General features: G+C 58.4%; 24 protein-coding genes. 15 read left to right on the top strand and 9 right to left on the bottom strand.

Annotation, left to right across the window (positions count from 1 at the left end; all coding sequences use genetic code 11):
* Window positions 1–8: 8 nt before the first annotated feature.
* The 6 genes from ACQR3R_RS20955 to ACQR3R_RS20980 all read left to right on the top strand — a co-directional run bounded on the left by ACQR3R_RS20955 (window position 9) and on the right by ACQR3R_RS20980 (window position 5,921).
* A complete protein-coding gene (locus ACQR3R_RS20955) occupies window positions 9–1,910 on the top strand; it encodes a two-component sensor histidine kinase AauS (protein WP_428274908.1) in 1,902 nt (633 codons plus the stop codon).
* Window positions 1,907–3,235, top strand: a complete 1,329-nt coding sequence (locus ACQR3R_RS20960) for a two-component response regulator AauR (protein WP_428274910.1) — start codon at window positions 1,907–1,909, stop codon at window positions 3,233–3,235. The genes ACQR3R_RS20955 and ACQR3R_RS20960 overlap by 4 nt, the downstream gene beginning before the upstream one ends.
* Window positions 3,235–3,573: a GlpM family protein gene (locus ACQR3R_RS20965; protein WP_428274912.1), complete on the top strand. Its 339-nt coding sequence runs from the start codon at window positions 3,235–3,237 to the stop codon at window positions 3,571–3,573. Before ACQR3R_RS20960 ends, ACQR3R_RS20965 begins: the two co-directional genes overlap by 1 nt.
* A gap of 641 nt (window positions 3,574–4,214) precedes the next feature.
* Window positions 4,215–5,135 carry a hypothetical protein gene (locus tag ACQR3R_RS20970; RefSeq protein ID WP_428274914.1) on the top strand — a complete coding sequence of 307 codons (921 nt, stop codon included), beginning with the start codon at window positions 4,215–4,217 and terminating at the stop codon, window positions 5,133–5,135.
* Window positions 5,132–5,506, top strand: coding sequence for an EamA family transporter (locus tag ACQR3R_RS20975; RefSeq protein ID WP_428274916.1), 375 nt, complete (start codon window positions 5,132–5,134; stop codon window positions 5,504–5,506). Before ACQR3R_RS20970 ends, ACQR3R_RS20975 begins: the two co-directional genes overlap by 4 nt.
* A 31-nt stretch (window positions 5,507–5,537) precedes the next feature.
* Window positions 5,538–5,921: an EamA family transporter gene (locus ACQR3R_RS20980; RefSeq protein WP_428274918.1), complete on the top strand. Its 384-nt coding sequence runs from the start codon at window positions 5,538–5,540 to the stop codon at window positions 5,919–5,921.
* Window positions 5,922–5,977: 56 nt separating this feature from the next.
* Here the strand turns inward: ACQR3R_RS20980 and ACQR3R_RS20985 are convergent, their stop codons facing one another.
* Window positions 5,978–6,850, bottom strand: a complete 873-nt coding sequence (locus tag ACQR3R_RS20985) for a fatty acid desaturase (RefSeq protein WP_428274920.1) — start codon at window positions 6,848–6,850, stop codon at window positions 5,978–5,980.
* A gap of 92 nt (window positions 6,851–6,942) precedes the next feature.
* Window positions 6,943–7,704 carry a MipA/OmpV family protein gene (locus ACQR3R_RS20990; RefSeq protein WP_428274922.1) on the bottom strand — a complete coding sequence of 254 codons (762 nt, stop codon included), beginning with the start codon at window positions 7,702–7,704 and terminating at the stop codon, window positions 6,943–6,945.
* 217 nt (window positions 7,705–7,921) lie between these two features.
* On the opposite strand from ACQR3R_RS20990, the gene ACQR3R_RS20995 reads away from it, so the two are divergent.
* Genes ACQR3R_RS20995 through ACQR3R_RS21020 form a run of 6 tightly spaced genes read left to right on the top strand, consistent with a single transcriptional unit; the run spans window position 7,922 to window position 15,183 of the window.
* The gene (locus ACQR3R_RS20995; protein ID WP_428274924.1) at window positions 7,922–8,620 is read left to right on the top strand and encodes an HAD-IB family phosphatase; all 699 of its coding nucleotides are present in this window, start codon (window positions 7,922–7,924) and stop codon (window positions 8,618–8,620) included.
* Window positions 8,613–10,007: an aminotransferase class III-fold pyridoxal phosphate-dependent enzyme gene (locus ACQR3R_RS21000; RefSeq protein ID WP_428274926.1), complete on the top strand. Its 1,395-nt coding sequence runs from the start codon at window positions 8,613–8,615 to the stop codon at window positions 10,005–10,007. Before ACQR3R_RS20995 ends, ACQR3R_RS21000 begins: the two co-directional genes overlap by 8 nt.
* Window positions 10,004–10,882 carry an alpha/beta fold hydrolase gene (locus tag ACQR3R_RS21005; protein WP_428274928.1) on the top strand — a complete coding sequence of 293 codons (879 nt, stop codon included), beginning with the start codon at window positions 10,004–10,006 and terminating at the stop codon, window positions 10,880–10,882. The genes ACQR3R_RS21000 and ACQR3R_RS21005 overlap by 4 nt, the downstream gene beginning before the upstream one ends.
* 13 nt (window positions 10,883–10,895) lie before the next feature.
* On the top strand, window positions 10,896–12,023 hold the full coding sequence (locus ACQR3R_RS21010) for a GNAT family N-acetyltransferase (protein ID WP_428274930.1): 1,128 nt from the start codon (window positions 10,896–10,898) through the stop codon (window positions 12,021–12,023).
* Between the two features lie 9 nt (window positions 12,024–12,032).
* A complete protein-coding gene (locus tag ACQR3R_RS21015) occupies window positions 12,033–13,805 on the top strand; it encodes an ATP-binding protein (protein WP_428274932.1) in 1,773 nt (590 codons plus the stop codon).
* Complete coding sequence (locus tag ACQR3R_RS21020; protein WP_428274934.1) at window positions 13,795–15,183, top strand: sigma 54-interacting transcriptional regulator; 1,389 nt, start codon at window positions 13,795–13,797, stop codon at window positions 15,181–15,183. The genes ACQR3R_RS21015 and ACQR3R_RS21020 overlap by 11 nt, the downstream gene beginning before the upstream one ends.
* A gap of 34 nt (window positions 15,184–15,217) precedes the next feature.
* Here ACQR3R_RS21020 and ACQR3R_RS21025 read toward each other — a convergent pair whose 3' ends face one another.
* The 4 genes from ACQR3R_RS21025 to ACQR3R_RS21040 form a co-directional block, all read right to left on the bottom strand.
* The gene (locus tag ACQR3R_RS21025) at window positions 15,218–16,126 is read right to left on the bottom strand and encodes a hypothetical protein (RefSeq protein WP_428274936.1); all 909 of its coding nucleotides are present in this window, start codon (window positions 16,124–16,126) and stop codon (window positions 15,218–15,220) included.
* Window positions 16,123–16,818, bottom strand: coding sequence for a hypothetical protein (locus ACQR3R_RS21030; protein ID WP_428274938.1), 696 nt, complete (start codon window positions 16,816–16,818; stop codon window positions 16,123–16,125). Before ACQR3R_RS21030 ends, ACQR3R_RS21025 begins: the two co-directional genes overlap by 4 nt.
* Before the next feature lie 99 nt (window positions 16,819–16,917).
* Window positions 16,918–17,583: a DsbA family protein gene (locus ACQR3R_RS21035; RefSeq protein WP_428274940.1), complete on the bottom strand. Its 666-nt coding sequence runs from the start codon at window positions 17,581–17,583 to the stop codon at window positions 16,918–16,920.
* A gap of 812 nt (window positions 17,584–18,395) precedes the next feature.
* Entirely contained in the window at window positions 18,396–19,430 is a 1,035-nt protein-coding gene (locus ACQR3R_RS21040; RefSeq protein ID WP_428274942.1) for an alpha/beta fold hydrolase, read from the bottom strand.
* Window positions 19,431–19,634: 204 nt separating this feature from the next.
* On the opposite strand from ACQR3R_RS21040, the gene metR reads away from it, so the two are divergent.
* A complete protein-coding gene (gene metR / locus ACQR3R_RS21045) occupies window positions 19,635–20,552 on the top strand; it encodes a transcriptional regulator MetR (RefSeq protein WP_428274944.1) in 918 nt (305 codons plus the stop codon).
* Between the two features lie 21 nt (window positions 20,553–20,573).
* Here the strand turns inward: metR and ACQR3R_RS21050 are convergent, their stop codons facing one another.
* Genes ACQR3R_RS21050 through ACQR3R_RS21060 form a run of 3 tightly spaced genes read right to left on the bottom strand, consistent with a single transcriptional unit; the run spans window position 20,574 to window position 22,169 of the window.
* Entirely contained in the window at window positions 20,574–21,071 is a 498-nt protein-coding gene (locus ACQR3R_RS21050) for a GNAT family N-acetyltransferase (protein ID WP_428275382.1), read from the bottom strand.
* Window positions 21,072–21,073: 2 nt separating this feature from the next.
* Window positions 21,074–21,712 carry a LysE family transporter gene (locus ACQR3R_RS21055; RefSeq protein WP_428274946.1) on the bottom strand — a complete coding sequence of 213 codons (639 nt, stop codon included), beginning with the start codon at window positions 21,710–21,712 and terminating at the stop codon, window positions 21,074–21,076.
* 22 nt (window positions 21,713–21,734) lie between these two features.
* Complete coding sequence (locus ACQR3R_RS21060) at window positions 21,735–22,169, bottom strand: NUDIX domain-containing protein (RefSeq protein WP_428274948.1); 435 nt, start codon at window positions 22,167–22,169, stop codon at window positions 21,735–21,737.
* Between the two features lie 45 nt (window positions 22,170–22,214).
* Between ACQR3R_RS21060 and ACQR3R_RS21065 the strand changes: the two genes are divergently transcribed.
* Together ACQR3R_RS21065 and ACQR3R_RS21070 are read left to right on the top strand one after the other, a co-directional pair.
* Window positions 22,215–22,517 (top strand): hypothetical protein, encoded by a 303-nt coding sequence (locus ACQR3R_RS21065; protein WP_428274950.1) that lies wholly within the window; start codon window positions 22,215–22,217, stop codon window positions 22,515–22,517.
* Between the two features lie 316 nt (window positions 22,518–22,833).
* A complete protein-coding gene (locus tag ACQR3R_RS21070; RefSeq protein ID WP_428274952.1) occupies window positions 22,834–24,453 on the top strand; it encodes a glutamate synthase-related protein in 1,620 nt (539 codons plus the stop codon).
* Window positions 24,454–24,549 lie beyond the last annotated feature (96 nt).

Consider the following 24,549-nt stretch of genomic DNA (forward strand, 5'->3'; position numbering starts at 1 on the left):
CATCTGTGATGAAATGCGACCCCACTCTTTATCGCGCCGCGCCGCCATCACTCGCCGTGAAACCCCGTCTGATTCGCCATCTGTTCCTGCCGCCGCTGGTCATCGCGCTGATGATCGGGTTGGGTTACATCGGCTATTGGGTCAGTGAGCACTACGGCATACGCAGCCTCAGCGAGAACGGCCAGCGTCAGCTCGAACTGCACGCCCGCGCCGTCGAAAGTGAGATCAACAAATACACCTACCTGCCCAGCTTGCTGGAACTCGAATCGAGTGTTTCCAAGCTGCTGGCCGACCCGTCGCCGGAGCATCGGCAAACGGTCAATGATTATCTTGAAGGCTTGAACCGGCGCAGCCGCAGTCGAGCCATTTATGTAATGGACACCACCGGCCGCGTCGTTGCTACCAGCAACTGGCGCGATGTCGACAGTTACCTCGGTGAAGACCTTTCGTTTCGCGCCTACTTTCAGAATGCCATTCGCGGACAGCCGGGACGCTTCTACGGCATCGGCAGTACAAGCGGCGAGCCCGGTTATTACCTCGCTCATGGCCTGGAAGAACGCGGCAAGATCATCGGCGTGGCGGTGGTCAAGGTGCGTCTCGAAGCCATGGAAGAGCGCTGGCAACGCGCCCGTCTGGAAGCATTCGTCAGCGATGAAAACGGCATCATCATCCTGTCCAGCGATCCCGCGCGCCGGTTGAAGTCGGTGGTGCCGCTGAGCGAAAAGACCAAGGAAAAACTCGCCCGCAGTCTTCAGTACTACTGGTTTCCACTCAACGAACTGCAACCTCTTGCACGCGAAACCCTGGCCGAAGGTGTGGAAAAACTGACCTTCCCCGCCAACAGCGAAGTCGAGTCGGACCAGGAAGACATCAGCTATCTGGCCCAAACCCGTCCTCTCAGTGACACACCGTGGAATTTCACCCTGTTGACGCCGCTACAGGACCTGCGCCGCGAAGCCATCAACCAGGGAATTCTGGTGGCCGTGGCTTTTGCCCTCGTGGCGTTTCTGTTGATCGCCTGGAATGAGCGGCGCAAGGTGATCGCCACCCGCCTCGCGGCCCGGGAAGCCTTGCAGGAAGCCAACAATCAGCTGGAGCGTCGGATTACCGAACGCACCACTGACCTGCGTGCCAGCAACGAACGCCTGAAAAGCCAGATTCGCGAGCGCCGCCAGGCCGAAGAAACCCTGCGCCGCGCTCAGGACGAATTGGTTCAGGCCGGAAAACTGGCTGCCATAGGCCAGATGTCCACCAGCATTGCCCACGAACTAAACCAGCCCCTGGCGGCGCTTCGGACCTTGTCCGGCAATACCGTGCGCTTTTTGGAACGTGGCCAGTTGGATGTCGCCAGCACCAACCTTAAAACCATTAATGAACTGATCGATCGCATGGGCCGGATCACCGCCAGCCTGCGCTCGTTCGCTCGTCGCGGCGACGACAAAGGTCAGGCCAGCCTGGGCAAAGCCGTTGACGCGGCGCTGCAACTGCTGGGCAGTCGTGTGGAAAGCGCACAACTGCAACTGCACCGCCACCATGCCGACGTTCAGGTGCAGATCGATCAAACCCGCCTGGAACAGATCCTGGTCAACCTGATCGGTAATGCACTGGATGCCATGCAAGCACAGCCGTCGCCGGAACTGTGGCTGGAAGGTGAAATACTCGATGACAAGTATCGGCTCCGGGTTCGCGATAACGGCCATGGCATCGACGATGAAGCGCGCAAACATCTTTTCGAACCGTTCTTTACCACCAAACCCGGTGAACAAGGCCTGGGCCTCGGTCTGACGTTGTCAGCGAGCCTGGCCGCTGCCACTGGCGGGAACCTGGGGGTCGAACACCCGGCCGGCGGTGGTACCACTTTCATCCTCAGTTTACCGTTGGTAAGCCCCTCTCTCGCCGAGCCAATATGAACAACGACCTAAGTGTGCTGATCGTCGAAGACGACCCTCATGTGTTGCTCGGCTGTCAGCAAGCGTTAACCCTGGAAGATATTCCCTGCGTTGGCGTTGGCAGTGCCGAAGAAGCGCTGGAACGCGTTGGCGACAACTTTGCCGGTATTGTCATCAGCGACATCCGCCTGCCGGGCATTGATGGCCTGGAACTGCTGACCCGGCTCAAGGCCCGTGACCGCAGCCTGCCGGTGGTGCTGATTACCGGCCACGGCGACATTTCGATGGCCGTTGGCGCGATGCAAAAAGGCGCTTACGACTTCATGGAAAAACCGTTTTCGCCCGAGCGCCTGGTAGACGTCGCCCGACGCGCGCTGGAACAACGCAGCCTCGCGCGGGAAGTGTCGTCTTTGCGTCGGCAACTGGCAGAGCGTGATTCGCTTGAAGGCCGGATCATTGGGCGTTCGCCGGCCATGCAAAACCTGCGCGAATTGATCGCCAACGTCGCGGACACCTCGGCCAACGTCTTGATCGAAGGCGAAACCGGCACCGGTAAAGAGTTGGTAGCGCGTTGCTTGCACGACTTCAGTCGCCGGCACACCAAGCAATTCGTTGCACTCAATTGCGGTGGTTTGCCAGAAAACCTGTTCGAAAGTGAAATCTTCGGCCACGAAGCCAATGCGTTCACCGGCGCCGGCAAACGACGCATCGGCAAAATCGAACACGCTGACGGCGGCACATTGTTCCTCGACGAAGTGGAAAGCATGCCGCTGCCCTTGCAGATCAAATTATTGCGCGTGTTGCAGGAACGAACCTTGGAACGCCTCGGCTCGAACCAGAGCGTGGCGGTGGATTGTCGGGTGATCGCGGCCACCAAATCCGATCTCGATGAATCGAGCAAGGCCGGCGAATTTCGTAGCGACCTGTATTACCGGCTGAACGTCGTGACCCTGGAATTACCGCCGCTGCGCGAACGTCGCGAAGACATCCTGCAATTGTTCGAACATTTTCTACAGCAGTCCGCTTTGCGTTTCGACCGTGAGGTACCGCAGCTGGACAATCAAACCTTGTCGAACCTGATGAGCCACGATTGGCCGGGCAACGTGCGCGAACTGCGTAACGTCGCCGAACGCTTTGCGCTCGGCCTGCCAGCCTTCAAGAAGTCCGGCACCAGCAGCAGTAATCAAGGGCTGGCATTCGCCGAAGCGGTAGAAGCATTCGAACGTAACTTGCTCGGCGACGCCTTGCAGCGCAGTGGCGGCAACCTGACCCAGGCCAGCCTGGAACTGGGCATGGCCAAGACCACACTGTTCGATAAAGTGAAGAAGTACGGGTTGAGCCACTGATGGACCTGATTCTGAAAGCAACGCTGGGCGCCGCAGTGGTGTTGATCCTTGCTGCGCTGGCGAAGACCAAAAACTACTACATCGCGGGCCTGGTGCCGTTGTTTCCAACCTTCGCACTGATCGCGCATTACATCGTCGGCAAGGGCCGCTCGGTGGATGATTTAAAGACCACTATCGTGTTTGGCATGTGGTCGATCATTCCGTATTTCATTTACCTGGCGACGTTGTATGTGATGGTCGACCGCCTGCGCCTGGAGGCCTCGCTGGCGGTGGCAGCAGTGGCCTGGTTGATCGCCGCGACGCTGCTGGTGATGGTCTGGCTGCGCTTTCAGGCCTGACAACTCCCTTACTCCGCACACACAAGCCCAAAGAAGCTCGCACACCTTTTGTAGGAAACTGGCTGCCGGTGATGGCGATTTCAAAGACGCCATCGCTGGCAAGCCAGGCTCCTACGGTTCGGCGGTGATGCCGAAATTGATGTCACCAACACCAATCCTGTAGGAAACCGGCTTGCCGATGATGGCGATTTCAAAAACGCCATCGCTGGCAAGCCAGGCTCCTACGGTTCAGTGGTGCCGCCGAAATTGATGTCACCAACACAAATTCTGTAGGAAACCGGCTGGCCGGTGATGGCGATTTCAAAGACGCCATCGCTGGCAAGCCAGGCTCCTACGGTTCGGCGGTGATGCCGAAATTGATGTCGCCAACACAAATCCTGTAGGAAACCGGCTGGCCGGTGACGGCGATTTCAAAGACGCCATCGCTGGCAAGCCAGGCTCCTACGGTTCGGCGGTGATGCCGAAATTGATGTCACCAACACAAATCCTGTAGGAAACCGGCTTGCCGGTGATGGCGATCACGAGGACGCCATCGCCGGTAGCTGGCCCGGCCCTTGCATTTACCCCTTCAAGCCCCTCGGCCGGTGCTCATGAGTGATGAACCCGGTGTCTGGGAGGTCTACCAAGGGTGAATCCTGACCTTGAACATATTAGATCTCGACCACAGCCTGACAGATCAGGCGTGCATCACACGCCTGCTCGACAGCGGCCGTGCCAAACGTCTGGACCTGCTGGATCTCGGTCCGAAACTGCGGCTTTGGTCCAGCGAGCGCACGTTTCGCCGTTTCACCGAGCGCCTGCAAAAACACCCCCGCGAGGATGATTCGAAACCGCAAATTTTCTTTGTCGGCTCTGGTGATTATCACCATTTGACCCCGGCATTCCTGGCCGACCTGCCAGAACCGACAAGCCTTATCCACTTTGACAATCACCCTGACTGGGTGCATCTGGCGCCCCGCAGACATTGTGGGTCATGGGTCAACCAGGCCCTGAAACTGCCGAACATCAAACGTATCGTCACGCTCGGCCCGTGCAGCGATGACCTGCAAAATCCGCAAATCAAAGGGGGCAATCTCGGCGCGCTCAAGCGTGGGGTATTGCAACTGTTCCCATGGCAACATCCGCCCTCGAAAGTCTGGGGCCGAGTCGGCGACGGCGCGGGCCACCAGCAGCAGGAAAACCTGCTGCACTGGCGCAACCTGGCCGATCTGGACTGGCCGGTGTTCCTGCAGCAGATGATTGCCAGCCTGCCCACCGAGGCGGTGTGGATCACCATCGACAAAGATGTACTGGCTAGCGAAGACGCCGCCACCAACTGGGATCAGGGCGGCATGCGTCTCACTCATTTGCTGCAAGCGATACGGCTGCTGGCGGCGAGTAAACGAATCCTTGGCATCGACATCTGCGGCGAGTTCGCAAGGCCTGCGTTCAGCAATGCCTTCAAGCGCTGGGAAGCCAAATCCGATCAACCGCCCGCGGAGCGCTGGAGCGACGCTGATCTGCTGCGTAATTCGGCGACCAATCAGGCGTTGATCGAACTGTTCGAGGAGCTGTTCCCATGACCTTCACCGTGATTGTGCTGGTGGCGTTTTCCATCGTGCTGGACGTCATCGGCCAGCTCTGTTTCAAACTCGGGCTGGATCGCTTGCCCGAACTCGAGGGCGGCTTTCGCCTGAATGCATTCTGGGGCCAGGTGTTTAACGCACCCCTGTTGTGGTGCGGCATCGGCGCCTACGTGATCGAGTTTTTCATATGGCTCGAAGCCTTGTCCCGCGCACCGTTGAGCCTGCTATTCCCTGCCGCTGCGCTGGCGTATTGCGGGGTGGTGCTGGCCGGAAAGCTGATTCTCAACGAGACCGTCAGCCGGCGTCGCTGGCTCGGAACAATGGTCATTACGGCGGGCGTGATGCTCGTGTGTGTCGGCTATGCATGACTCTCAATTGACCCTGCAAAGGAACCGCACGATGGATTGGCTACACGGACGTCTGGGCACAGTGGTGCTGTGGGCACTGCTGATCATTTTGGAAAGTGGCGGTCAGATTGCCACCAAAGTGGGCGGTGACCAGTTGGGGCAAATGGATTTCACCTGGCAATGGCTGCAAGCCGTGGCGGTGTCGCCCGGCGTGTTGGTTGCGATTGCCTGTTACTTCGGGGCGTTCTTCGTGTGGATGCTGATACTGCGCCGTAGCAGCTTGTCGCTGGCATTCCCGCTTAGCTCATTGGTGTTCGTCGGCGTACTGCTGGGGTCATGGCTGGGGCTGGGCGAGCACATCAGTTGGCTGCACTGGGCGGGCGTGGCAGTGATCATGGTCGGAATCGCGCTGCTGGCCGAGGGTAACGAAGCCTGAAGTTCAAGCAACCGCAGTAGCGGCCCGAGGCTCGGCCGCTACTGCATATACAGGGTTTAAGTGTTGTCTTTGCGGTGAGCCACCAGAAACCCCAACCCGTGCGCCAGTGGAATATCCTTTACCCCCGCCTCACGTTGCTGCCGAGCGATCTGCCGGTGGTACGCCTTGACCTGCGTCCAGTGCATTTTCGGCCGATAGTGATGCTCGGCGTGATACCCATTGTTCATCCACAGCAGGTTATACAGCGGGCTGTAGGCACTCACGCCCCAGGCAATAGGCAAGTTGGGGTTGCCGCCAAAGTGCTCGTAGTAACCATTGAGCGAAGACAGTGCCTGACCCAAATACCAGAACGGCAACAACACCAGCACCGCTTGCCAGTTGAAGCAGGCGAGTGCCAGGTAGAACGCCACCGTCACGTAGATTTCCACTTTCACCCAGCGTGCATCGTCGGGCCGCTTGCGCTGCATTTCCTGGTAGATCGGTTTCGGGTCGTCGCGAAAAAAACTGAGGAAGGTATACGCCCAAGGGTTCTCTGGCTGACCGTTTTTGCCGCGCAGGTAAATGGACAACGGATCGATGGTTTTGCCGTCCGCGTTCGGTAAATCCGAATTACCGCGGTGATGATGGTTGTGGATATCGCGGTACAGGGTTTGCGAAAAACCGATGGTGATCGACAGCAGCAGATCAAACGCGCGATTCATCCAGAGAGGGGTGAAATAGGCGTTATGAATCTGGTTGTGGGAAATGCTGTTGATGCTCCACGACAAGCTGATCGCATAGCACAGTGCCAACGGCACAAAGGCCCACCAGGACAGGTCGTGGAAGGCCGATACCAGCCAGACAACACACACGAAATGGGCGACGCCCAATGCGATGGGAATCAGGTCCCATAGCGAATGAGCCAGCAGACGGTAAGCAGGGCGAGCCATGAAGAACTTCCTGAAAGAGTGGGTTCTAAATGGCTATTGCAAACAGCAGACCAGTCTTCAAAAAATCATGAGCCAGCTCGCGTCTACCGTTTTTAATCGAACTTGTAGGCAACGGCCGCCTGCACTTCGCCTTGATGGGTGTCGCCGACGGCTTTGACGATGCTGCTGTCCGCCGCCGAACCGGTCAGGTGAGTCCAACTGGCGCTGGTCAACAACGACCATTGCCGCGACAAGGGAAACTCGAAACTCTGGGTCAGCGCCACCTTCTGCAAGCCGCCGCCGGCGTTGTACGGGCGAATTCCGGACGCCAGGGATTCATTGTCATCGACCCCGAAATACGTCTGGTTTTGCCGGGCATCGGCGAATTGTGCGGTCAGGTTACTGCTGCCAATCACCCCGCCACCCATTGGATAACCGAGTTCCCCACCGACCCGCCCCAGTGCTCCGCCCTGACCTCCCCGGCCGCCCACTGCCTGGCCGACAGAGGCAAACACGCGCCAGAAATCAGCCGGTGCGTACTGCACAAAACCGCCGATTTCACCCATGTCCGGCACATCACGCAAACCTTGCAGGTTGCCGTTGGAGGTGCGTCCCGGCAGGTAATTCACAAACGGGCCGGCGCTGAAGCCGTTCGACTTGAAAGCGTCCCAGGTCAGGCCGTCGTCAGTACTGAGGCTGACATCGCCCCAGTCCAGATCGAGGTAGGGCACCGGGCGGGTTTCATAACGGCTACCCGTCGGATCGTGAGGCTGATAGCTGATGCCAAGGCCCGCCTCACCGGTGATACCGTCCGCTAAAACACTGCCCGACAGACAGGCCAGTACGGCGAATAGAGCAATGTTGATCCTCGACATGAGGCGATTCCTTATCTAGACATGCGCGCATCAACTCGCAAACCCCGGCCAACGCGCAAGCACTCATGTTGTTTGTAGCAACCTACAAAAATTGTAGCTTGGTCGATACGTTTTGCCGAGAAACCTCCAGCAATACGGGGCCAAACACGATTGGCACAGTCCCTGCTCTACCCTTTGGCAAGCGCAAACAGCGCCTCCTGCCCAATAGGTACTAGAGATGAATGACTGGCATATCGTGTGTGATTTCGACGGGACCATTACCCGCACCGACGTGATCGACAGCATCCTCCAGCGTTTCGCCGACCCAAGCTGGGAGGCAATCGAAAACGAGTGGCTGGCCGGCAATATCGGTTCCCGTGAGTGCCTCAGTCGCCAGCTCTCGCTGGTCAAGGCCACACCGAACGAATTGCTCGGTTTCTTCGACACCATCGAAATCGACCCCGACTTCCCCGACTTCGTCGACCACGTGATCGGCCTCGGTGCATCGCTGGAAGTGGTCAGCGATGGCATCGAGCAAGGCATCGCACGAATTCTGGCGCGCAACTACGTCAGCCTGTTGCCGATCCTCGCCAACCGCCTGCGTCAGCTTGACCACAACAGCTGGCGCATCGACTTCCCGTATTCCAGCGACGCCTGCCGCGCCGCTTCCGGCAACTGCAAATGCAAATCCACACCCAGCACCAAACGTGTGTTGGTGATCGGTGATGGCCAGTCCGACATGTGCGTAGCCGCTACCGCCGATTTCGTGTTCGCCAAGGATCGCCTGGCCGAGCACTGCGAGCGCAACGGCATCGCCTTCGCTCGCTTCGACAGCTTCGCCGAACTCCCAGCCTTGCTGGCCAAACTGCCAAACGCAAGTGCCGCCAATGCCACCTCTTTCAACGTAGAAACACAGGAACTTTTCCATCATGTCTGATATTCGAATCGCTACCGCGGAAGACCAGGTTCTTCTGGAAAAAGAAGCCAAATATTGCTCCTACGGCGACACCGTTCACTACATCGACCCGCCACGTATCTTCAGCCGTTGCGAAGGCTCGTATGTTTGGGACACCGAAGACCAGGCTTACCTCGACCTGCAAATGTGGTACTCGGCCGTCAACTTCGGCTACGCCAATCCGCGCTTGAACAATGCACTGAAGCAGCAGATCGATACCCTGCCGCAAATTGCCAGCCAGTACCTGCATAAAGGCAAGATCGAGCTGTCGGAAATGATCGCCGTTGATGCGAAGAAAAAGTTCGGCCTCGACGGCCGGGTGCACTTCAACGTCGGCGGTTCGCAGTCCATCGAAGACTCGTTGAAAGTGGTGCGTAACGCCACCAATGGCAAAAGCCTGATGTTCGCCTTCGAGGGTGGTTATCACGGCCGTACCCTTGGCGCTTCGTCGATCACCTCCAGCTACCGCTATCGCCGCCGCTACGGTCACTTCGGCGAGCGTGCCAATTTCATTCCGTTCCCGTATCACTTCCGTGGCCCCAAAGGCATGACCAAAGAAGAATATGGCAGCCATTGCGTGCAGCAATTCGCTCGCCTGTTCGAGACTGAATACAACGGTGTCTGGGACCCGAAAGTCGGCCAGAGCGAATACGCAGCGTTCTACGTCGAGCCGATTCAGGGCACTGGCGGCTACGTGATTCCACCGATGAACTTCTACAGCGAACTCAAGCACGTGCTGGACCAGCACGGCATTCTGATGGTGGTCGACGAAATCCAGATGGGCTTCTGGCGCACCGGTAAGTTGTGGTCGATCGAACACTTTGACGTCAAACCCGACATCATCGTCTTCGGCAAGGCACTCACCAACGGCCTCAACCCATTGGGCGGCATCTGGGCCAAAGAAGAGCTGATCAACCCGAAAATCTTCCCGCCGGGTTCGACCCACTCCACCTTCGCCTCCAACCCGTTGGGCACTGCAGTCGGCCTTGAAATGTTCAAGATGACCAGCGAAGTCGACTACGGCGCGATGGTCATGGCCAAGGGCAAATACTTCCTTGAAGGCCTGAAAGACTTGCAGAAACGCTACCCGATCATCGGCGATGTCGACGGTCTGGGCCTGGCACTGCGTTGCGAAATCTGCGGCCCGGATGGCTTCACGCCAGACAAGGCAACCCTGGACTTCATGGTCGACGAAGGCATGAAAGGCGACATCGAAATCGACGGCAAACGCCTCGGTCTGATTCTCGACGTCGGCGGTTACTACAAGAACGTGATCACCTTGGCGCCGTCGCTGGAAATCAGCTACCCGGAAATCGACCTCGGTATCGCCCTCCTCGACCGTCTGCTGCACCGGGCCATGAAACGATGAGTGATCACGAGATCGACATGGGCGAAGGCAGCGCCGGTTTCGTTCTCGGCTCAGGCGAGGTCGCGGTGTTGTTGATCCACGGCCTCACCGGCACCCCGACGGAATTACGTCGGGTGGCCATGGGCCTGGCCAAGGCGGGGTGCACGGTCTACGTGCCAACCCTGGCCGGCCATTGCGGGAACAACGCCGACTTGCAAGCCACTGGCTGGCGAGACTGGTACGAAAGCGCGCGCAATACGTTTGTCGGTGTACGCCGCAAACACGAAAAAGCGTTCGTCGGTGGTTTGTCGATGGGCGCCGTGCTGTCGATGTACCTGGCTGCCGAGCACCCAGGGCAAATCGAAGGCTTGCTGCTGTATTCGACCACGTTGCGTTACGACGGCTGGAACATGCCGTGGGTGGCGAAGTTGAGCAGTCTGGTCATGTCGATTCCATTCGGCGTACACCTGTGCCGTTTCAACGAGAAGTCGCCATACGGCATCAAGGACCAGCGCTTGCGCGCCATCGTCGAACGGCAGATGAAGGCCGGCGAAAGCAGCAATGCCGGATTGCTGACAATGTCTGGGGTCAGCGTTCGGGAACTGCATCGACTGGTGGCGGCGGTGAAAAAGCGCATGCCGCAGATCACCACTCAAGCGCTGGTTCTGCATTCAAGCGAGGACGACATCACCAGCGTCTGGAACGCCGATTACGTGGAGCGCAAATTGGGTGGGCCAGTGGTGAAAATCCTGCTCGACGATTGCTATCACATGATCACCGTCGACCTGCAATACCGGCGGGTGGTGGAGTTGAGTACTGACTTCATTCAGCACCGCTTCATGCAACAGCCAACCGCCCCGCAACCCCTGCGCCAGGAATATCGGCAGCTGGCGTAAACAAGGAAACGACGTGATCACTGCCCTCGCCTTTTCGACGATAGAGGCCATCGACCGCGGTGCCTGGAATGACTGCTTCCCCACTGAGCTGGAGGACTGGGATTACTACCGCGCCGTGGAACAGGCAGGTATTGCAGACTTTCACTGGCGCTACCTGGCGCTCTACGAGAACGATGTACTGATTGCGGCGGCGGTGGCCTTCACAACTGCCTATTCGCTGGACACCACGGTTCAAGGCGTTGGGAAACGCATCACCGAAAAGCTACGTCGGTGGTGGCCCAAGCTGCTTGAAGTTCGTTTGTACGCCCTCGGTTCACCGGTGGCCGAGCAATGCCACGTCGGCACTTTGTGCCCGGTCGATAGCCCCCGACGCCCGCTGCTGCTTCGGCAAATACTCGACCTGGCCCGCGCCGACGCCAACCAATCGGGTATTGGCTTGTTGGCGGTCAAGGATGCTTCTCACCGTGACCCGCAGTGGCTGCAGGTGTGCCAGGACTACGGACTGCAAAGCATGCCAGGGCTGCCGAGTGCCGAATTACCGATCAGTTTCGGCACCGTGGATGCGTACCTCGGCACACTGGGCAAATCGACGCGCAAAGACCTGCGCCGTACATTGCGTGGGCAAGGTCCGCGAATTGAATGGCGACGTTCGGTCGACGATTTACTGCCGAGCATGATGCCGCTCTACGAAGCAACACTGGCGCGCAGTGACCTTGCGTTCGAATGTTTGCCTGCAGGGTATTTTCGAGAAGTGCTGGCCCACCTCGATGAACGCGCTGCGTGCGTGCTGTACTGGATCGGTGAAGAGTTGGTCGCCTTTAATCTGGTGCTGCTGGATGAGCAGCAACTGGTGGACAAGTTTTTTGCCCACGACCTGGCCAAAACGCGCCAGCACAATCTATACATGCGTAGCTGGCTGGCCAATGTCGACTACTGTATTGAACACGGTATCAAGAACTATGCGTGCGGCCAGGCCGGCTATGCCAGTAAGCTGCGGCTGGGTTGCTCATTTACCGGCAACACGTTGTTTTTCCGTCACCGCAATCGCATGCTCGACAGGCTGCTGCGCGTGGTGAAAATGTTTATCCGACCGGACCGTTCCGACCCTTCCATGGCTGCCGCGATCAGCGAGCTGCAATAAGCGAAGCATATGATCAAAGACTCACGCACCACCGCCCGACCCTTTGCCCTCTCGGGCTGGAGCTTGCAACGCAAACTGGTGCTGGCGTTCTGGATGGTCAGCGTGATCCCGACCATGATCGCTGCCGAATTGGCGGCCACGACGCTTTCGCAGATTTTCGACAGCAACGTGCGTATCTGGCTGCAGGAGTCGACCAAGATCGTCGAGGACGAAATCAGCGAAATCCTCCGCGACAACGCCCGGGTCGCGCAATTGTTCCTGCGCTACACGCGCCCTCCCACCGATCGCCTGTCCACCAAGCACGACAAACTGACCGCCGACATCGCCGACTCCATGGGCATCGATGTGGTGGCGCTGGTGCGCAGCAGCGATCACAAAGTGGTGTTCAGCACCGCGGCCGATGACGTCGTTCGCCAGATCAGCACCGAGCCGAAAGCCGTGTTGCAGACGCTGCAAGTGGGCGGAGTGGCCACCGGCACCGTGGTCTCGACTTTCGAAACCGAGCAAGCCGGCGTTGATTACAAAATGATCATCGCCACCTACCTCGACAGCAGCTTCCTCACCAGCGTCGCGGATGTGCACTCCCTTGATCTGCGCCTGTACCTGGCCAAGGCTGATGACTTCTCGGAGATTTTTTCCACACAACGCTTCGAGGATCACCCGTTGCAGGTGCCGGAAAGCATCGAGCGAACCTTGCGCCTGACCAAAGAGCCCATTGAACAGTTCACCAACCGCTACAGCGGTATCTATCGGCCAATTCTCAACGAAAATGGTGAGCTTCAAGGCGTGATTTTCAGCGGGCTGCTGCGCCACACCAGCCTGGTCGGCCTGGTGAATCAGAGCAACTTGTTCATCCTGATTTTCCTGCTCAGCTCGGCAGCATCACTGGCGGTTGGCTGGCTGGTATCGCAACGCTTGACCAAGCCATTGCGCGGCTTATCCAACGGTGTACAAGCGGTGATTGCCGGCGACTATCGCCAGCGCCTACCGGTGTCCGGCGGCGACGAACTGGCTGAACTCAGCAGCACGTTCAATCACATGAGCGAACGCCTTGGCGAGTTGCAACATCTTGAATCGCAGTTGCGTCGGCGTGACCGCTTGCACGCACTCGGCGAAGTGGCGATGGGCCTGGCCCATGAAATTCGCAACCCGCTGGGCATCATCAAAACCGCCACGCAATTGCTGCATCGACGCGCAGACCTGCCCGAAACCGACAAGCGTCATCTGGAATACGTGGTCAGCGAAGTCAGCCGCATCAACGACCTGATCACCGATTTCCTGGATTTCGCCAAACCCAGCGCCCCCATGCGCTCGACTCAGTTGGCCAGGCCGTTGGTGGATGACCTGGTCGGCTTTTGTGCGCCGGAACTGGCCAGCCATAACATTGATGTGCGCATCGACGATCAAGCGCCGGGTGCGACCTTTCACGCCGACGCCCGCCAATTGAAACAGGCCGGCCTGAACCTGATCGTCAACGCCATCGACGCCATGCCCGACGGCGGCCGATTGACCTTGGGCATCAGTAGCGACAAGCAATACACGGTGATCAGCATCGCTGATACCGGCCAAGGCATCGAGCCCGACATGCTGGAGCGCATATTTACCCCCTTCGTTACCACCAAGGCTTCGGGCACGGGCCTGGGCCTGGCGAAGGTGTTCTCGATCATGGAAAACCACGAAGGGCGCATCGAGTGCATCAGCGAAAAAGATGCCGGCGCCACCTTCAGCCTGTACATTCCGGCCAATGGCGATGACTTCGACGGAAACAGCGATGACGCATAACGTATTGGTGGTCGACGACGAACCCAAGCTCTGCGACCTGCTGACGTCGGCGCTGAGTCAAAATGGCATTCAGGTCTTTACGGCCGGCAATGGCTTGCATGCGTTGAAGGTGCTGGAGTCCGAAGACATTGACCTGGTCATCAGCGACTGGCGCATGCCGGGCATGGACGGCCCGCAATTGCTGGCAGAAATAAAAATCCGCTACCCGCAGTTGCCAGTGATCGTGATGACGGCCTACAGCACGGTGAAAAACGCCGTGCAATCAATGCGCAATGGCGCCTTCGACTACATTGCCAAGCCCTTTGACATCGACGAGCTGGACATCACCGTCAGCAAAGCCCTGCAGTTTCGCGACATCCTCAAAGACAACCAGCGCATGCGCGCCGAACTCGACGAGCATCAGCAGATAGAGAGCCTGATTGGCGACAGCCCGAATTTCCGGCGGGTGCTGCACGCCATCGACTCGGTACGCGAAAGCAACGCCACGATTCTGCTGACCGGCGAAAGCGGTACCGGCAAGGAAATGGTCGCACGTGCTATCCACAAACACGGCAACCGCGCCGACAAACCGTTTGTCGCGGTGAACTGTGCGGCGATCCCCGAAGGCTTGCTGGAAAGCGAAATGTTCGGCCACCGCAAAGGCGCGTTTACCGGCGCCGTCGCCGACCGCGTCGGGCGCTTCATGCAGGCAGACAAGGGCACGCTGTTTCTCGATGAAATCGGCGAAATGCCGCTGGCACTGCAAGCCAAGATTTTGCGCGCATTGCAGGAACGGGTGATCGAGCCCGTGGGTGACCCGCGCGAGCGCAAGGTCGATGTACGGGTTATCGCCGCGACCAACAAGAACTTGCTGGAAGCGGTGGCCAACAAGGAGTTTCGCGAGGATCTTTATTACCGCCTCAATGTATTCCCGATTCCGCTGCCCGCGCTGCGTGAACGCGTCGAAGACATCGCGCCGTTGGCCCGTCATTTCGCCCACACACTGGGCGCCACGGCCGGCAAACGTTTTACCGGTTTCAGTGCTGAAGCGCTCCAGGCCATGGCCGTGTATTCGTGGCCGGGCAACATTCGCGAACTGCAGAACTGCGTCGAACGCGCCACGATCGTCGCTTCGGGTTCAGTGATTGAAGAAGAAGACCTACCGGCCTATCTATTCGCTGCCACAAGCCAAACCAGCAGCGCCATGGTCACCGAAGGCAACGTGCCAGCCGACCTTGAAGCCGCCCTGGCCGAAGTCGAAAAGGCCTACATCCTCGCCGCCCTGGCACAGAGCAATGGCGTGCAGGCAGCAGCGGCGCAACTGATCGGAATCTCAGAGCGCAGCTTCTGGTATCGACTGAAAAAACTGGGAATTCATGTGGACAAGATCGTGCGCTAAAGACCTTTAGGAACGAGCACGCTCGTCCCTACGATTACTGCCCGTAAACCTTCTGCAACTGAGCCTGCGACAACGCGTCTTCAAACGGAACCGGCACTGATTTCACCGCACCGTAGAGATTGCGATACCGCCAGTAGTTACCGTTGTTGGCCAACTGATAACCGCGCTCGACCACTCGCTGGCCGTCCAGAACATAACGCAAGGTTTCCTGGGCGGCCTCGGGAGGTGCCGGCTGCATCAGGTCGGCGGCCAGCACGCGCATGGACTCCTCGATACACTCGTCGAGTACCGCCGTGACCTTCGCCAACTCCAGGCTGCCGTCGTCGATGCACTGTTTGCCACAGCGACGAATCGGCTGGCTGACCACTTCGATGCGCATGCGATACAGCGCCGTGCCGGCGATGTCCTGAACCTGCACCTGATTGACCAGCACAAAGCTGCCACGGTCCGGGGTGAGCATCAATTTGGGTTCGATCACCAATCGTGCGGTGACCTGCCCTTCACCCTGCTTGAGCCCTGCCGATTTCGATGCCTGCTGATAGCGATTTTGCAAACGCTCCTGCAACGGCACGCCCGACAGCAAGTCAGCCATCGGCTGGGAATCCTTCAACGCAGACTTTTCCGCATCGCGCTGCAAGCTGCCGCTGCCCATCTGAGTGTTGATCAGGCTGGCCACCAGCAAACCCGCAAGCCCTGCTGTGTTGCCGGAGTTTTGCATCAGGTTTTGACTCGACGACGCGGCTTTCAGCGCGTCCTTGGAATCGATCACGGTGCTGGCACCGACAAACGCTTGCGGCAACTGCAGGTCCACCTTAAGCCCATGCGCCTGGACATAAGGCAGCGCTTCCTGAGCTTTGAAACCAGCCTGCGGGGCTGGTTTCTGCGCACAACCGGCGAGCATCAGCACGACAAGCGTGCTGGCCACAACCCTCGGAGTTTTCATTGCTCGAACGGGGTGATCATTTGCTGACGGCTATTGTCCATTGCCTGGTAGAAGGCGTTGGACAAGTTGGCGTAGTTCGGCTCATCCCACTCGCCCTGCGCCGCTTGCACAGCGGTAAAAGGCTTGAACCACAGCAGTTTATTGTCGGCCAGATCAACCACCATGCCTTGGCCACTGATCTGCGCCATCGGCACGCTGGTGGGCACGATGCTGTAGTAGCTGCGGGTGGCGCCAGTGGTGAACACGTTCACCAGCAACAGACGATCAACACCGTAAGCACCTTTGATCGGTGTCAGGTCGCGGACCGTGTAACCTTCACGAAAACTGACTTCCTTGTAGGTTTTCAGATCGACTGGCTCGTTGATCCGCTTGGCCTTGAAGCCCTTAGCCTGCAACTTGGCCACGATCACATCCGGCAGGGTGTTGAGATCGCGCACTTGCCATTTTTCGACATTGTCAGTGAGTTTGCTGTTAACGCCCTTATTGATAGCGAAATCGAGCAGTCCCTGGTTGCCGGTCAACGCCAGCGTCGGCTCCGGAACCACGGTAATCGCCACGCCGATAGTCGGCTCCTTGGCATCCCAGAATTGAGCATCAAGCGGCACAGGAGGTTGGACGTGGGCACAGCCGGTGAGGGTAAGGCAGGCAAGCAGAGTGAGAGCGGCAAACGTACGTAGAGCGTGCAAAGACATGGATCAAATCCCTATGATTAAAAACGTCGCTGTCTGTATCGGCAGCGACGGCCTGAACCAATAGTGGCATATTGATATTTTTTTGACGACTGGAATTTGTCAGCTCACGGTGCCGCCCTTCGCCTCACTCATGATCTGCCGGATTGCCCCGACAAACGTTTCTACCGGCTGCCCGCCACTGATCGCGTACTGCCCGTTGAACACCACCGTGGGCACCGAGCTCACCCCGCGCGACAACCACAATTGCTCCTCTTCGCGAACCTCCTTGCCGAACTCATCCGACGCCAGAATCGCCCCGGCCCGCTGCCCGTCGAGCCCCACGCTTGTCGCGATCTCGATCAATTGAGCGTGGTCGGACGGATTGCCGCCCTCGGTGAAATACGCCCTGAACAGCGCCTCTTTCAGGTTGAACTGCAACCCCTCAAGCCCCGCCCAATAAAGCAAACGGTGGGCATCGAACGTGTTGTAGATACGGCTGTTGCCATCGGTACGAAAAGCAAACCCGACCTCGGCGCCGCGCGCACGAATCATCTCGCGATTCTTCTGCGACTGCTCAGCCGTCGAACCGTACTTCTCACTGATGTGCTCAGTAATATTCTGCCCCTCAGGGCCCATCTTCGGATTCAACTCGAAAGGCTGAAACCGAATCTCGGCCTGCACCTCATCACCTAACTGATCCAACGCACGGGTCAACCCATACAAACCAACCACACACCAAGGGCAAGACACATCACTGACGAAATCGATTTTCAACGGAGTACTCATCAAACACCTCGCAAACTGAAACACGCCGCAAAGAAAGCACGATACACCCGAAAAACCGAATGAGTGAAAGCCCCAGCCTATTGAGCAACCCGAAGGCCGCCATCGCGGGCAAGCCACGCTCCTACGGATCGGGGGTGATGCCGGGATTGATGCCCCGAACGCAAATTCCGTAGGAAACCGGCTCGCCGGTGATAGCGATTCCAATGACGCCATCGCTGGCAAGCCAGTCTCCTACGGATCGGGGGTGAATTCCCGGATTTATGCCGTTAACGCCACCCCGTAGGAAACCGGCTTGCCGGTGATGGCGATTCCGAAGACGCCATCGCTCGCAAGCCAGTCTCCTACGGATCGGGGTGAGTCACGGATTTATGCCGTTAACGCCACCCCGTAGGAAACCGGCTTGCCGGTGATGGCGATTCCGAAGACGCCATCGCTGGCAAGCCAGTCTCCTACGGATCGGGGTGAATTCCCGGCCTCAGGTATCAACACAACCCGTACAAAATCAAAAACAACCCTGATTCCAACCCACAAACCCGCGGTCGCTCTTGCCCTCAACCACTCAACAGGCCGAGCGTTAGCTCGCCTGCAAGCCCTTGAACTTGACCTTGATACACAGGCCCCTTCGGAGCGAGGGAGCACCGAGCGAAGCGACGTGCCGCACGCTGGGGCAAGCGTTTTTTTACTTACTTTTTATTGGCGCTTGTAAAAAAAGTGAGTCGCCGTAAGGGCGAAACCCCCATCAGCCATCACAGCAAAAACGGATATACACGCCAAATGACCCGACAATCAAAACCCCAAAAAAACCCAACCCATTAAAGGAGATTCGAATCCACCACAGGATCAATCTGCGCCCAACGCGAAGTCCCCTCCCGATGAGCCCGCAGATACGGCAACACCGCCGCCAGCAACGGCGCCTTGAACGCCTCCTGAAAACGATGCGCCAACCCCGGAATCAACCGCAACTGACTGCCCTGAATATGTGCCGCCAAATGCACCCCATGCATAACCGGCAATAAAGGATCCGCCGTCCCATGCACCACCAATGTCGGCACCCGCAACTGATTCAACAACGCCACCCGACTCGGCTCCGCAAGAATCGCCATGATCTGCCGCTTCACGCCCTCAGGATTAAACGCCCGGTCATAAGAAACCGCCGCCTGCTGCAACAACATCTGCCGATCATCGGTCACCGAAGGACTGCCCAACGCAGCCAGTAAATCCGCCTGCTGCTCCAATGCCACTTCACGATTGGGCGCCCCGCGACGCGACAACAACTGCACCAACGCCGCACTCGGCGCCGGCAAACCTTCGGCACCGGAACTGGTCATGATCAAGGTCAGGCTCTCGACCCGCTGCGGCGCCATGGCCGCCAAATGCTGGGCAATCATCCCGCCCATGCTCGCGCCCAGCACATGAAACTGCTCAACGTGCAACGCGTCCATCAAACCCAAGGCATCGTCGGCCATGTCGGTCAACGTGTAGGGCGCCGACACTGGCAACCCGAGCTTGTAGCGCAGCACTTCGAACGTCAGGTTGGCATCGGCCGGCGCCTGTCGCCAAGTGGACAGCCCGACATCGCGATTGTCGTAGCGAATAACCCGAAAGCCCTGCTGACACAACGCAACCACGACCTCGTCGGGCCAGTGAATCAACTGCCCGCCCAAGCCCATCACCAGCAGCAATGCCGGATCGGACGCACGACCAATGCTCTGATACGCCAGGCTCACCTGCGCCAGATCGACCCGTTGGGTCGCAACATTGACATCACATCGAGAAGCCGCAATGGCCGGCAAGCCGAACAACAACGCGGCCAGAAAAGCCACGGTGGATAAAAATCGTGCACGCATGAAAAACACCGAAACGCAGAACCCCAGTAGAGCGCGAGTCTGATGAACTTCATTCAAGCGCGCTGCCACAGTTGCGTGACAGTTTGATGAAGCGCGCTGAACGGTCATCCCCCGGCCCGAGCGCTTCAGTCTCGACAGCTCATCCAACATGAGACAAACTCAACCTTTGCTCGTTAATCACAAGTTTTACTCATGGAGCCCCCGGTGCTTGAAATTCGCCACCTGAAAACCCTGCACGCCTTACGTGAAGCCGACAGCCTGGTCGATGCCGCCGACCGCTTGCACCTGACCCAATCCGCGTTGTCCCACCAGTTCAAGGAACTGGAGGAACGGATGGGCATGCCGCTGTTCGTGCGCAAGACCAAACCCGTGCGATTCACCAGTGCCGGTTTACGGCTGCTGCAATTGGCCGACGCCACATTGCCGCTGCTGCGTGGCGCAGAACGCGATATCGCGCGCCTGGCCGGTGGCACCGCCGGGCGTTTGCACATGGCAATCGAATGCCACAGTTGTTTCCAATGGCTGATGCCGACCATCGATCAGTTCCGTGACGCCTGGCCGGAAGTCGAACTGGACCTGGCGTCGGGATTCTCCTTCGCCCCGCTGCCCGCCCTCGCCCGTGGCGATCTGGATCTGGTCGTCACCTCCGACCCGCTGGAACTGGCGGGCATCACCTACGTGCCGCTGTTTACTTATGAAGCGATGCTGGCGGTGGCCAATCAGCACAAATTGGCGAACAAGGCGTACATCGTGCCCGAAGACTTGATCAACGAAACACTGATCACCTATCCGGTGGAGCGTGATCGGCTGGACATTTTTACGCGTTTTCTGGAGCCGGCCGACATTGAGCCAGCGCAGGTTCGCACGTCTGAATTGACGGTCATGATGATGCAACTGGTGGCGAGCGGTCGCGGCGTGTGCGGCATGCCGCACTGGGCGCTGCATGAATACAGCTCACGCGGTTACGTGAAAGCCAAGCGGCTGGGTGAGAAAGGGCTTTTTGCGACGCTGTACGCCGGAATTCGTGCCGACATGCTCGACGCGCCATACATGCGCGATTTCCTGCTGACAGCCAAAGACACATCGTTCTCGACACTGGATGGGGTTAGCGCAGTTCGCTGATTCAATGGGCGGGCGGCGGACTCAGACTTCACGCCACATGTGGATTTTGTCGAAATAGTCCTCGCCGACCCGCACGGCCAAAGGCTCGAGGCCAAACTGAATGAAGCCGCAGCGTTGATAGAGCTTGAACGCGGCTTCATTGCCGGCAGTGACCGTCAACTGAATCAGGCGCAACCCCTGATGGTGCCGAGCCTCGGTCAACGCGGCCTGCACCAGTTGGTAACCCAAACCACGCTGGCGGACATTGCCGGACACGTACATGCCAAACAATGTCGCCTTGTGCCGGGCCTTCTCCCGAGGTTCGAAAGCGAGACCGACAATGCCTGCCAGTTTCCCCTCCTCAAATGCCCCGAGCACCACATCCAGTTTGCTGGTCAGGCGCGATTCCCACCACCCCAGCGGCATCGCGGCGCGCTCACGCACGGTGGAAGTGAACGCCTGCGGATGCAAGTCATAGGCTTCAAGCATCAACGCCCGATAGTTCAGCGCATGGCTTGCGTCCAGCCGTTCAATCCACATGCTCACGCTGCCCGTCGTTGCTCAAGCATCAGCCGCACCGCCAGTGCCGCCAGCACGAAGCCCATGAAATAACGCTGCACCGCGAGCCAGGTCGGATTGTTGACGAACCAGGAGGCGATGCCCGCAGCAAACACCGCGATCAGCAGGTTGACGCAAAAACTGACGCTGATCTGGGTCAGCCCCAAAATGATGCTTTGGGTGAACACCGAACCGTGCTCAGGCGTGATGAATTGTGGAAAAACCGACAGGTAAAACACCGCTATCTTCGGGTTGAGGGCGCTGGTCAAAAAACCCATGGTGATCAATTTTCGCGAGGAATCCGGTGACAATTGTTGCGCCTCGAACGGTGAGCGAGCCCCGGGTTTTACTGCCTGCCAGGCCAGCCACAACAGGTACAACGCGCCCGCCCACTTCAGCACTTCGTAGGCCATCGGCACGGCCAGGAACACCGCCGTCAACCCGGCAGCGGCGGCGAACAAATGCACAAAGAAACCCGCAACCACACCGACCAACGAGGTCACGCCAGCCTTGCGCCCCTGGCAGATGGAACGCGAGATCAGGTAAATCATGTTCGGCCCCGGCGTCAGCACCATCAGCAACGCGGCGGCGGCGAAAATCAGCAAGTCTTGAAGTGGAATCATGACAGTCCTTCGTCCAGAGCTTTTAAGTCAGTGAGGCCCGATAAAACGGCAGGATCAGGTCGCGTGTCAATGGCGCCAGAGTCACTCCGCCGTCGGTGGCAGGATCAATCCAGCGCACCTCTTCGATCTCTGCCGCGGGTGAAACGTCCGTCTCGACTGTCAGCTGAAAGATCTCGGCCTGTACGACACAACCTGGCTCGTTGGCGGCAGGTGCCGAGAATTGCCCGAGGTAGGTGGCTTGCGCGGGATCAATGATCAAACCCAGCTCTTCTTCCAGCTCGCGGGCCAGCGCATGCAGCGGCTGCTCATGCGCCTCGATCTTGCCGCCCGGCTGCATAAACGCCTGGGTACCGCGCTTGCGCACCAGCAATGTATTGCCATTAGGACCGATCAACAGCGCCGCGGCGATGCGAATTATGGCGCAATCGTTGAGCACAACACAGGTAGAAAAAGACATAACTGATCAAGGGTCCATTTTGAAATTGTGTAAAGAATCCCACGCTTGTTTGACGCGGCCAAGCGTGGATTCCAGGCAAGAAAAGGAACCATCCGCCTACAAGCCCGGAAACTTCCCACTGCCTATACGTTGACCGAACACCATTTCGAGATCCGCATGAACCGTGTCTTCTCGGTCCTTTTCACCTTTCTCCACATCAACTACTGCATCAACGCCCTTCCCCGGGCGAAGCAAAAACATGAAAAAAAGATTCGCCATCAGCGTCGACGTGATGAGGAAAAAGGTAGATCTGCGCGAAAGTCACCCGCGCTCGCCAGCGCTGAATGCCAAGGTGAGCGCACGGTGTGACGACGCTTAAGCTGCCAGTAAACACCGTTGATGTCGCTGATCCAGCCTTGGGCACCGCGCCTGTCCCGACAGCGTCGGTAATGGTTAATTGGCAGGTATAGCTGCAGGCCTCAGTGCGACACTCAAAGGTGCACAATGGGCCCATTCGGGAATTGCATATCGAGCGTTTGATGCTCAGCGGTTGCTCCAGTAAAGAAATTGCCCGTAAGCTGGAAAGTGGCTGACACACGCATTGGGCGGAACACCTTCCGCTGCAATCCCGCGCCCTCAGGGTCCAAGTGCCCCTGGTAACCGAGTCCGAACCCAAGGAAACCGTATGAGCCTGTCACTCCTGAGCCGCTACGCCTTCTTTGCCGCGTGTGTGATTTTCACCCTGGCCAGCCTGCCATTTCTGCAGCACGATTGGCTGTGGCCGATTACCGCCGTTACCGGCGTGCTTAGCCTGATCGGTATTTTCGACCTGTTGCAAAATCCACACGCCGTGCGTCGCAACTACCCGGTTCTGGGCAATATCCGCTACCTGGTAGAAGGCATTCGCCCGGAAATTCGCCAATACCTGCTGGAATCCGACAGTGATGCCCTGCCCTTTTCCCGGGCACAGCGTTCGCTGGTTTATTCACGCGCCAAGAATGAAAGCGCCGACAAGCCTTTCGGCACCCTGATTGACGTCTATCAGTCGGGTTTCGAATTCATCGGCCACTCGATGCGCCCTGCACCGTTGAGCGACCCGAGCGCTTTTCGCGTGATAGTCGGCGGCCCGCAATGCACTCAACCGTACTCGGCGTCGGTATTCAACATTTCGGCAATGAGCTTTGGCTCACTCAGTGCCAACGCTATTCGCGCGTTGAACCAGGGCGCCAAACTTGGCAACTTCGCCCACGATACCGGCGAAGGCAGCATCAGCGCCTATCACCGCGAAAACGGCGGCGACCTGACCTGGGAACTCGGCAGCGGCTACTTCGGTTGCCGCACCGCTGACGGGCGTTTCGACCCGGAACGCTTCGCCGCCCAAGCGCAGACTCCGCAGGTGCGGATGATCGAAATCAAAATGTCGCAAGGTGCCAAACCCGGCCACGGCGGAATTTTGCCCAAGCACAAAGTCACCAAGGAAATCGCCGAAACCCGCGGCATCCTGATGGGCGAAGACTGTGTCTCGCCGTCGCGGCACAGCGCGTTTTCCACACCCATCGAAATGATGCACTTCATCCAGACGTTGCGTGATTTGTCCGGCGGCAAACCGGTCGGTTTCAAATTCTGCCTCGGCCATCCATGGGAGTTCATGGGCATCGCCAAAGCCATGCTTGAAACCGGCATTCTCCCGGACTTCATCGTCGTCGATGGCAAGGAGGGCGGCACCGGCGCGGCACCGGTGGAGTTCACCGATCACATTGGCGTGCCGATGCGCGATGGTTTGTTGTTTGTGCACAACACGCTGGTGGGCCTGAACCTGCGGGACAAGATCAAACTTGGCGCCAGCGGCAAAATCGTCAGTGCTTTCGACATTGCCAGCGTATTGGCCATCGGTGCCGACTGGGCCAACTCGGCACGCGGCTTCATGTTTGCCATCGGCTGTATCCAGTCACAAAGCTGCCACACCAACAAATGCCCGACCGGGGTCGCCACCCAGGACACCTTGCGTCAACGTGCACTGGTGGTTCCGGACAAGGCTCAGCGGGTGTTCAACTTCCACCGCAACACGCTCAAGGCGCTGGCAGAAATGCTCGCCGCCGCTGGACTCGATCACCCTTCGCAGCTGTCTGCCAAGCACTTGGTGCGACGCATGTCGGCGACCGAAATCAAACTGTTCTCGCAGTTGCACGTGTTCTTGAAACCGGGCGAGTTGCTCACCGGTGAAGTGAATGGCGAGTTCTATTCGCGTATGTGGCAAATGGCGCGTGCCGACAGTTTCGAGCCCAATGAAGTGGTTGCTGCATAGACGTGACTGAGACATAAAGCAACATCCCAGCTTTGCAATTCCCTCCGATTCGCGCCAACCTGCGCGCCGCCGATGTGCGGCGCGCAACCTTTGTGC

This window comes from Gordonia sp. IEGM753, from assembly GCF_050321825.1.
Taxonomy (GTDB): domain Bacteria; phylum Pseudomonadota; class Gammaproteobacteria; order Pseudomonadales; family Pseudomonadaceae; genus Aquipseudomonas.